The sequence below is a fragment of the Mesorhizobium sp. M2A.F.Ca.ET.037.01.1.1 genome (genome assembly GCF_003998075.1).
Lineage (GTDB): Bacteria > Pseudomonadota > Alphaproteobacteria > Rhizobiales > Rhizobiaceae > Mesorhizobium.
The window spans coordinates 1-7,703 of record NZ_RZSA01000225.1 but is presented as its reverse complement, the minus strand read 5'-3'; the positions used below and the strand labels follow the sequence as shown (position 1 = coordinate 7,703).

Genomic DNA, 7,703 nt, shown 5'->3' with positions numbered 1-7,703 from the left:
ATCGCGTCCTGCAATTGCGCCCGGCGCCGGGCGCAATTGCAGGACGCGATGCTCGACGGACATTTCCATTTCGGCGGCAAGAAAATTGCCATCGCTGCCGAACCAGACCAGCTGTTCCAACTTGCGACCTTCTTTGCTGGCCTCGGCTCCGAGATAGCCGCGGCCGTCACAACGACCGACAGGTCTAAAATTCTCGAGAAAGTCCCGGCGGTTTCGGTTCAGATCGGCGATCTCGGCGATCTGGAAAGTCTTGCCGTCGGTGCTGACCTGCTTGTCACGCATTCGCACGGGCGCCAAGCATCGGAGCGGCTCCGAATTCCGCTCATGCGCATCGGGTTCCCGGTCTTCGATCGACTAGGCAGCCAGCACAAGCTCGCAATTCTCTATCAGGGCACCCGCGACATGATCTTCGAGGTCGCCAGCATCTTCCAGGCCAACCAACACGCGCCCACTCCTGAGGCGCTTGATCCACTCCGTAATCGAGAAATATCACGATGAACGCTGTTCGCCGCCTCTCGCTGGTCAGTAGTGAGGTTTTCGCCCCGATGCCTGAACGACGTAAGGGCGCATTGCGCGTTGCGATCGCCACTCAGGACATGCAGGACCTCAACGCCCATTTCGGGTCGGCCAGGCGCTTTGCTGTCTACGACGTGACGCGCGAGGAATGGAATCTCGTAGAAGCCGTGGCCTTCGATGACGTGTCCGATGAAAGCGGGGAGCATCGGGCCGAGCGCGATGATCGCATCACGCCAAAGGTGGATGCGCTCAAGGGCTGTCAGATCCTGTTTTGTCTGGCAATTGGCGGCCCTTCGGCAGCCAAGCTTGTCGCGGCAAAAATCCACCCGATCAAAGTGGCGGAGCCCCAATCGATCCCACAGGTGCTCTTGCGCACGCAGATGATGCTCAGGACGTGTCCTCCGCCTTGGCTGCGCAAGGTGCTGGCGCGAGCGGGCATTGCCGAAAAGAAACCGTCCTTCGAGGACGAGGACTGAAAAGAGGAGGACGCCAATGCCTGACCCCGCAATCCCCCCAGCTGTCGCCGAAGACGAGGCGGCTCTTTGCACCCCGTTCGTCAAATGCCTCGTGCGGCTGATCCGTTCTCAGGATTCCTATGGCTCGTGGGAACGCAAAGCGGACGCTGAGCTGCTGGGCGACTTCATCATTACCAAGGAACAGCGCCGAGGGATCCCAATCATCGGAGATCCCGATCCCGACGTGCTGTGGAGGCTCGACAAGTACTACGCCGCCATCGGGCTTGCGATCGAGGAGCGCTGCGGCCTTATGGCATCGCCGATGATCCAGGTGAGCCATGAGGGTTTTGGTCGGGTGCTTTTCACGACCGGACGGCTGGTCGTTTTGTCCAAAACGCTGCGCGATGTCCACCGGTTTGGCTTCGAGACGCTCCTGAAGCTCGCCACGGCCGGTACGAAGCTGGTCGACGATGCGATTTCAGTCATCGAAACCTTTCCCCACGTGGCGCTGGCATGATGGGCGCGATTTTCGAGAAAGGCCATCATGACGGACCCGAGAAACTATGTTGGCCAGTCCCCTCGATCCAGGGACTCGAGGCCGACCAGGTTGTTGGGGTATCGCCGATGAAGAAGCCGCTGGTCCTGATCTGCTCGCAAGATGCCGAGTTCTATCTGCTCTACAGCCACATACTGGAGGTTGACGGTTTCAGCAGTGAGACGGCAGACGGCGCGAAGGCTGCGCTGGCCTTGGCCGAACAACGGGAGCTTCAGGCCGTAGTGCTGGATTGCGACCCAGCCAGCATAAACGGGTCCGCAATTTGCGCCCACCTCAAGCGGGAACCGCGCACCACCGACCTGCCTATCATCGCCCTGATCGCGCCTGGCGCCGAGCACCAGCACCTCGATCTCTTGAAGGCAGGCGTTGAGAGCTTTGTGCGGCCGGTGGCTCCGGCCAAGCTGCTCGACTGCCTGCGGGCGAGGCTCGGGCTGACCAAGCGTGGTCCGAACGGGGTTGAAAACGACAGTTGGATTTGTTGTGGAGGCCTGGAGATGAAGCTCGATGCCCATCGGGTTCGCGGTAATGGCCACGACATCCATCTCGGACGGATCGATTTCAACGTGCTGCGGCTTATGATTGAGGCCCCCGGCAAGGTCTTCAGCCGGGACGAGCTTATCGGGGCGGCCTGGCTGCCCAACATTCATGTCGGTGCACGCACCGTCGATGTCCATATCAGCCGAATCAGGAGGGCGCTGAAAACGGCCTTGCCCGGCAGCGTCATTCGCACCGTCAGGTCGGCCGGCTACTCGCTCGAGAAGCCGGACGACTGAAATCGGTGATCGAACGTGGTGCCGCTCTCTCTTCCTCCTGAGAGCGGTGTTGCCGCTTTGAGGCGCTCCTAACGAAGACCAGGAGAAGCAGGCAAATGGAATTTAAAAGCATATTCAGTGTGACGGGTGCTGATCATTCTGATGAGGACCTCACAACAGCTGCCGGACTGTGTGCCGAGGTCGGCGCGCACCTATCGGTACTCATTATACCGCCTCCATTGCTCTTGATGTTGTCTCCGCCCCCCGAATGGAATACAGGACGTGCACAGGCAATTGCAGTACCGAACTATCGATTTCAGCAAATCGAGAAATTTTCACAGGACGTGACCAGAATGGAAAGACGGTCCGCGGATATCCTCAAAAGGCTGAAAGCTATGTCGCTTTCCTGTGACGTTGACACCGACTATTGCGATCCGGCTAGCCTCGGTGAAGTGGCACGACAGCGGGCGCTCTGCGCTGACCTGACGATCGTTGGAGGAGACCTCCTCAACGATGAGACTCTCGGACCTCCTGTTGTCAACGGCTGCTTGTTCGATAGCGGAAAGCCGGTGCTCATCGTGCCGAAGGGCGTTAAGGCGACGCTGTCGCCTCGACGCGTGCTGGTCGGCTGGGATTCGCGTGTAGAGGCCTCGCGTGCGGTTCGGGAAGCTCTTAGTATCCTATCCGCTGCCAAGGAAGTCTGTGTCGCTATGGTCGATCCAAAGGCGCAAAACAACGGGAAAGGCGCGCAGTCTGGAGCTGACATCGCTGCCTATCTTACTCGGCACGGTGCTCGGGTCTCCGTTGACCTGCTTAAGAGCGCCGGCAAATCGGCGGGCACAGTGCTGACCCAGCACGCGAACGACATCTGTGCTGACATGATGGTTATGGGTGCTTATGGCAGCCGTGGGCTGCGTGAGCGGATTTTCGGCGGTCCGCCGAGCTGGAGCTTTGGGAAGACCACATTGCCGCTGTTTTTGGCTCGCTGATCAGCTCCGTAGGAACACCGATCAGGTCGTAGGACCGCCAACCAGTCCGAAGTCGTCGTCGGTTACCGGTCGGATTGCGGAGACATGGCTGGATCCGCGAACATCTTGCGACGCTTGTCAGAGCCAAACCGGACGCCTCGACTGCTTCACGACGCTCTCGTGAACCAACTCGTGCGAGATCGTCCGCAACGGGCAGTAAAGACGAACGGCTGCAGCAGACCGCAGCCAAGCCACAGGGCGGGTGTACCAGGAGACCCCGCCTCGTGCGCGAACCCTGTTGGAAGGCCCCTTATCAGTACCCGGACGCGCGTCAAATCGGCGGCTGTCCCTGTCAGCCTGCGGTGTGCAAGGGCCGCTGCCGCGGAGCTTCCCCTGCCCGATCGTCGGGCGTGCGACAATGTCGGATTCCAGACGAGCTGGAACTGCGCGAACTCGTTGGTTTGACAGGTCTTTATCCGGCACGCCGCATGCATGGGAGTCTCCGAAAGCATTAAGAGCCGTTATCCATGGTTACGCCCCTCGAAAGAAAGAGCCGCTTCCGTCGTGGCAGGGAAACAGCCACTCCTGGGGTGGAGGCCGGCGCTAGAAGCCGCCGTAAGATCCGGAAGAGCCGCGCGACAGCATCACACACTTTCCTTCTGCTCTTGGGTTCGGATCACGCCGCGCCGCTGTCGATGCCGCCGACATTGAGCCCAAGACCTGGAAGGCGGCACACGCTTTTGCTGTCCTCTCAGTCGGGACCGCGGCTCAAGCATGCCTGTGAGGTTCGCATTGCTCAATGCCCGGCAATCGACGTCAACATGCCGCTGAGTTGGAAAACACTCCTAGAGGAGTAAGGATAAGTGGACCTCTTTTGTATTGGTGTGGGTGCTGGACCATCTAATTTGAGCCTTGCGTGTCAGATACAGGAAGAGATTGCGCAAGGGGCACTGTTCCTGGACCGGGAGGTCGATTTCCGAGGACATCCAGGCAGCGCTTTCGATTGCGCGGAGCTCCAGGTCGGCCACTTCCAGGATCTGGTTACTCTGGTCAATCCGCGATCAGCCTACACATTCGTAAACTACCTCCACGAGAACGGGCGTCTTTACAATTTCCTCAATGCGCAATTTCACGGGGTGCTTAGAGCCGAGTTCGCCCAATATCTCAACTGGGCGTTCCAGAAGAATCCGCTTGTCCGTGGCGGCGAGGCCGTTCGCGAAATCCGCTTTGACGGCGAGTTTCGCGTGCGGACGGACAACGCGGTCCTTGATGCAAGAAACCTCGTCATCGACATAGGCAAGCAGGCGCAAATTCCGCCTCAGTTTCATGGCTGGACTGGACCCAACCTGTTCCACTCATCTGAGTTGGCCCACATCAATCCTGAGGTGCAAAAAAAGCATGTCTGCGTTGTTGGCGGCGGACAGTCGGGAGCCGAGCTGCTACTGCACCTTGTCGGCCGGCCGAAAGAACGGCGGCCCGCGGCGATCACATGGGTCTTGACGCGCGAGATGCCTTTCGACGACCACGCGTTCACAAACGGGCTGTTCACGCCATGCTTCTCGGATCGTTTTGCTGCGATGAGCGAGGTGCATCGACAGCTGTTCCTGCGGCGTTTCGCGCTTGCCTCCGAGGGCATTTCAGAAAGCAAGTTGCGCGCGGTCTATCAGGCGCTCTACCACCACGCCTTTCTCGAGCCACACCAATGCGAGATCACATTGCGGCCAAGTTGCAACGTGTCGCGCTGCATCAATGCCGGAGCAGGGCACAGGCTCACGCTGCAACGCGGCTTGGACAACATCGGAGAAGTAACCGCCGATATCGTCATCCTGGCCACCGGGTACGAGAAACCGCTGCCGGGTTTCCTAGAACCGATCGCAGATCGCCTCGAACAGATCGGCATTGAGCTCGCCATCGGCGAGGATTTTTCGGTGTACTGGGACGGACCGCGAGACCGACGCCTTTTCGTTCAGAACGCCTGCCTTGGACAGCGCGGGCTGGCTGATCCGAACTTTGGGCTGCTGGCCTGGCGAGCGCGCCGCATCCTTGACAGCCTTCTGCGGCGCGCGCCATGCGCCAATCCCGAGCATCTAGGGTTCATCAACCGTCCCTTGACGGAGTGCTGGCCCGACCTCGGAGTCGAACAAATGGGCAGCGGGATATGATTCGTCGATATTGATGATCGGCGGTGGCATTCAGGAAAGATTTCCGCCTCTGGCGGCAAAAGCGGGACGAGCAATATTCCTACGGCGTCAGATCGCTCTGCTCGCGCTTGAGCAAGGTAGCGTCGCGCGACTCCTGCTTGGCGTGAAACAGCAAAGGGCATTCAATCACGATGCAGCTTTACGTGCTGTCGGGCTCAACGCCACGTGGATCGAGCCCAACGCCGCCGTTGGCAACCGCGACGCGAATTATGACGCCGGGCCACATGCGGCGGTGGCTGCAAGGGTACCGAGCCTCTCCCGCACTTTCGACCCCATCGCCGAAGTGCGACTACTCCAGGACGCCGAAGCCGGTCTTATCGCCAGCGGGCCAGCCAAACTCTCACCTTCCTAAACGGCAGCCGCTAAGGTGAGCCGTCGAAAGCCGACATTCAGGTTAACGTCAGCTGGCCGTGTTAGGGCTCGCTTATTCAAGGCGGTACCGGCGCTTGCCGAAGCTAAGAAGGGTTGGCATGCCCTTTGCCGTGCTTGATGTGCGGCAACACGGTGAGAGCTCCGCTGAAGCAAGCGAGAGGGAGCAATGCCCTCGAGACCGTGTCCGATTTTGACTGGAAAATATTCCGCGACAAAAGAGACGAAAGGTGTGGAATGACTTTGGACACCAAGATGGAACTGCGTATGGGGTCCCCGGCTCCTGCGCTGAAAGTGGAGAACTGGCTGCGTGGCGAGCCCCTCACGAGCCTTCGGCCCGGCAAGGTCTACCTCGTTGAATTTTGGGCGACTTGGTGCCGACCATGTGTCCACGCCATGCCCCATTTGATCGAACTGCAGGAGAAATATAAAGACAGCGGATTTGAGATTATCGGAGTCGCAGCTTGCGAAAAGGCTGCAACCGCGGACGAAGCGCGGACCAACGTGGATGCCTGGCTGACCGAGAAGTTCCCGAATCTGAATTATCGGACAGCGTTCGATTGCACTGGCGAAATGAAAAAGCTCTGGCTGGAACCCAGCTCTTCGTTCGGGATTCCCACCTCGTTCGTGGTCGACCGCGACGGCCACATCGCTTATATCGGCCACCCGGCACCTCTCGATGACGTTTTGCCGAAAGTCCTTAACGGCAGCTGGCGCAGCAGCTATGAAGCGAAAGCCGTCGATGCAAAGCGAATCTCGCGTGTGCGCGAATCGTCGCTGAGTCAGCCGATATACGCCAAACTTGGGCCGGCGATGCAGGACGAGGATTGGGCAGCGGCACTATTGGCCATCGAAGAAGGCCTCGCCGTGATGCCAGACTCTTTTGATTTTCGGCGGGTTCATGCGGATATTCTGCTTCACAAGCTGCGCGACATCAAAACCGGCTTGCCGCTTATGCGCGAATTGGTCGAGGACGCGATCAACAAAAAGTTCGAAGCGATGTCTTGGGTGGTGATGGCGCTGAACCAACTCTTCCATCCCACGATCGACAACTCCCATCTTCCGCATGATGATCGCTTTGCGATGGGCAAGGAGCTCTCCGAACAGATCCTGGAACTTAATCCTCCGCAAGGCGATGGAGACTTTAAATTCGGGTGTTACTTTCCGGTCGCTCAGTATTATTACGAGAGCGGCAACAAGGACCGGGCGATCGAGTTGATCGAGGTGGCAATCAAATCGCTGGACCATTCGGAGCCAGTGCCGGACCAAACCAAACAGCGCTACCTCACCTCGTTGCTCCAAGCCCTGGCCAACTACACGGGTGAGCCTGCCTGTCACGCGGGTCTCTGTGTGGCTCCGCAAAACAAGACTTCCGAAACTCAAAACGCTGTCACTTCCTGAGCAAGGATCGCGAAGGGCATGACAATTGGAATTGAACACCGGCAAATCCGCCCGCCCAGGCGCACTTCGCAGCAATAACGTCGATGCCGCAAAAGTGCGCGGCTTGCGGCAGGTGGAATTTCCATTGCGTTTACCTCGGGTCGAACCGCGGCGCAGGCGTTCGCGCCGCGGTGAAAGGTCTCGCATTGGTGGACGTGCTCGAGGTCGGCCACGGGACACTGTTGCGTGGGATCGGCTCGCCCAAGCCATTCCCCGCCCACGCAAGCGCCCGAACCACACATCGCAGAAAAAGAGATCGTCCTTCAAGAGGAGTACTGAAATTGGGGAAAAGCGAAATTCCTCATGAACCGGTTGGCCCTGCTGTCCACGGGGACGGCGAGGCCCTTGCTTCCCCGTTCGTCAAATGCCTCCTGCGGCTCATTCGTACTCAGGATTCCTTCGGCTTATGGGAAGGCCATTCGGATGCCGAGCTGCTGGCCGAGTTC

General features: G+C 59.1%; 8 protein-coding genes. All 8 read left to right on the top strand.

The features are described from left to right. Positions 1-498 (top strand): nitrogenase component 1 (locus EOA27_RS13665; RefSeq protein WP_281059420.1); only part of this gene is annotated, 498 nt, incomplete at its 5' end. Continuing rightward, complete coding sequence (gene nifX, locus EOA27_RS13660) at positions 495-992, top strand: nitrogen fixation protein NifX (protein WP_063169371.1); 498 nt, start codon at positions 495-497, stop codon at positions 990-992. The genes EOA27_RS13665 and nifX, both read left to right, overlap by 4 nt. A 16-nt stretch (positions 993-1,008) precedes the next feature. Then, the gene (locus EOA27_RS13655; protein WP_024505267.1) at positions 1,009-1,488 is read left to right on the top strand and encodes a NifX-associated nitrogen fixation protein; all 480 of its coding nucleotides are present in this window, start codon (positions 1,009-1,011) and stop codon (positions 1,486-1,488) included. Positions 1,489-1,595: 107 nt separating this feature from the next. Then, complete coding sequence (locus tag EOA27_RS13650) at positions 1,596-2,300, top strand: response regulator transcription factor (RefSeq protein ID WP_224571202.1); 705 nt, start codon at positions 1,596-1,598, stop codon at positions 2,298-2,300. A 95-nt stretch (positions 2,301-2,395) separates the two neighbouring features. Continuing rightward, positions 2,396-3,268 carry a universal stress protein gene (locus tag EOA27_RS13645; RefSeq protein ID WP_126087041.1) on the top strand — a complete coding sequence of 291 codons (873 nt, stop codon included), beginning with the start codon at positions 2,396-2,398 and terminating at the stop codon, positions 3,266-3,268. 842 nt (positions 3,269-4,110) lie between these two features. After that, a complete protein-coding gene (locus EOA27_RS13640) occupies positions 4,111-5,409 on the top strand; it encodes a SidA/IucD/PvdA family monooxygenase (RefSeq protein ID WP_127256461.1) in 1,299 nt (432 codons plus the stop codon). 10 nt (positions 5,410-5,419) lie between these two features. Then, on the top strand, positions 5,420-5,800 hold the full coding sequence (locus EOA27_RS13635) for a hypothetical protein (protein ID WP_126080606.1): 381 nt from the start codon (positions 5,420-5,422) through the stop codon (positions 5,798-5,800). 272 nt (positions 5,801-6,072) lie between these two features. After that, the gene (locus EOA27_RS13630; RefSeq protein ID WP_063170388.1) at positions 6,073-7,218 is read left to right on the top strand and encodes a TlpA disulfide reductase family protein; all 1,146 of its coding nucleotides are present in this window, start codon (positions 6,073-6,075) and stop codon (positions 7,216-7,218) included. The last annotated feature ends 485 nt before the right edge of the window (positions 7,219-7,703 follow it).